Annotated in this window: 1 protein-coding gene and 1 pseudogene; both read left to right on the plus strand. The window is 62.0% G+C overall.

What is annotated here, in order from left to right:
* On the plus strand, positions 1-1,210 hold a 1,210-nt coding region (aceF, locus tag B0W55_RS29285; protein WP_077049373.1), incomplete at its 5' end, for a dihydrolipoyllysine-residue acetyltransferase.
* A gap of 222 nt (positions 1,211-1,432) precedes the next feature.
* Positions 1,433-1,692, plus strand: a pseudogene (locus B0W55_RS29290) (alkaline phosphatase family protein); the annotation flags it as partial.

Consider the following 1,692-nt stretch of genomic DNA (forward strand, 5'->3'; position numbering starts at 1 on the left):
CGGCGACACCGTCGAAGCCGACCAGTCGCTGATCACCCTGGAATCGGACAAGGCGAGCATGGAAATTCCATCGCCTGCCGCGGGCGTGGTGGAAAGCGTTTCCATCAAGCTCGATGACGAAGTCGGCACCGGCGACCTGATCCTCAAGCTGAAAGTCAAAGGCGCGGCACCTGCTGCTGCCCCGGCTCCGGCCGCTGCTGCTGCGAGCGATCCGGCGCCAGCCGCCGCTGCTCCTGCTGCCGCCGCACCTGCCGCCGCCGCCCCGGCTGCCGCACCCGCCAAGCCTGGCGCCAAGGTTCACGCCGGCCCGGCTGTACGCCAACTGGCCCGTGAATTCGGCGTCGAGCTGAGCGCGGTCGGAGCCAGCGGTCCGCACGGTCGCATCCTGAAAGAAGACGTGCAGGTTTACGTCAAGGCCATGATGCAGAAGGCCAAGGAAGCGCCGGCTGCTGCGGCCGGCGCAACCGGTGGCGCGGGCATCCCGCCGATTCCGGCCGTGGACTTCAGCCGCTTCGGTGAAATCGAAGAAGTGCCGATGACCCGCCTGATGCAGGTCGGCGCCGCCAACCTGCATCGCAGCTGGCTGAACGTGCCGCACGTGACGCAATTCGACTCGGCCGATATCACCGAGCTCGAAGCGTTCCGTAACGCCCAGAAAGCCGTTGCAGAGAAGGCCGGCGTCAAGCTGACCATCCTGCCGCTGCTGCTCAAGTCCTGCGCACACCTGCTCAAGGAGCTGCCGGACTTCAACAGTTCGCTGGCACCAAGCGGCAAGGCGATCATCCGCAAGAAATACGTGAACATCGGCTTCGCCGTCGACACTCCGGATGGCCTGCTGGTACCGGTCATCAAGAACGTCGACCAGAAGAGCCTGCTGCAACTGGCCGCCGAGGCCGCTTCCCTGGCTGAAAAAGCCCGGACCAAGAAGCTCTCGTCGGACGAGATGCAAGGCGCCTGCTTCACCATTTCCAGCCTCGGCCACATTGGCGGCACCGGCTTCACGCCGATCGTCAACGCGCCGGAAGTGGCGATCCTCGGTGTTTCCAAGGCAACCATCCAGCCAGTCTGGGACGGCAAAGCCTTCCAGCCGAAACTGATGCTGCCGCTGTCGCTGTCCTACGATCACCGTGTGATCAACGGCGCCGCTGCTGCACGCTTCACCAAGCGTCTGAGCGACCTGCTGGCGGACATCCGCACCATCCTGCTGTAATCCCGACAGGCCCTCCTTCGCCGGAGGGCCTTTCGTGTTTCACCTTTTCGAGCGCCACGCTCGTACCTCAACCCCGCCAAGTTGGCGGGGCTTTTTTTGCCTGAAAATCCTACGCCTGTGGCTGATATCACCCACAACGCGAGTCCATTTCATCCCCGTATTTTTTCCGGCCTGTTCAATAGCCTAGGCGTTCCAACCAACGTCATTCGAATGGACTCGAACATGCTGAAACCTGCCGTCGGCCCAATTGTTGGCCACACTACTGCCCATCAAACCCGCATTTTCCTGTGCGCTGAATCACAGAAGAACACTTCGGTGTTCGCCGGCATCCGTTATCGACGGGTCGGGGACGAGCACTGGAATGAAAGTGTTTTGACTCAATTGACTGACGCAAGCGATTTTTGCGCCGTGATTGTTCTGCAAGACCTTGCCGCCAATACCGAATACGACTATCAGGCCGGCTGCTTCACCCCCACGAGCCC

The sequence above is a fragment of the Pseudomonas sp. KK4 genome (genome assembly GCF_001984065.1).
Taxonomy (GTDB): Bacteria; Pseudomonadota; Gammaproteobacteria; order Pseudomonadales; family Pseudomonadaceae; genus Aquipseudomonas.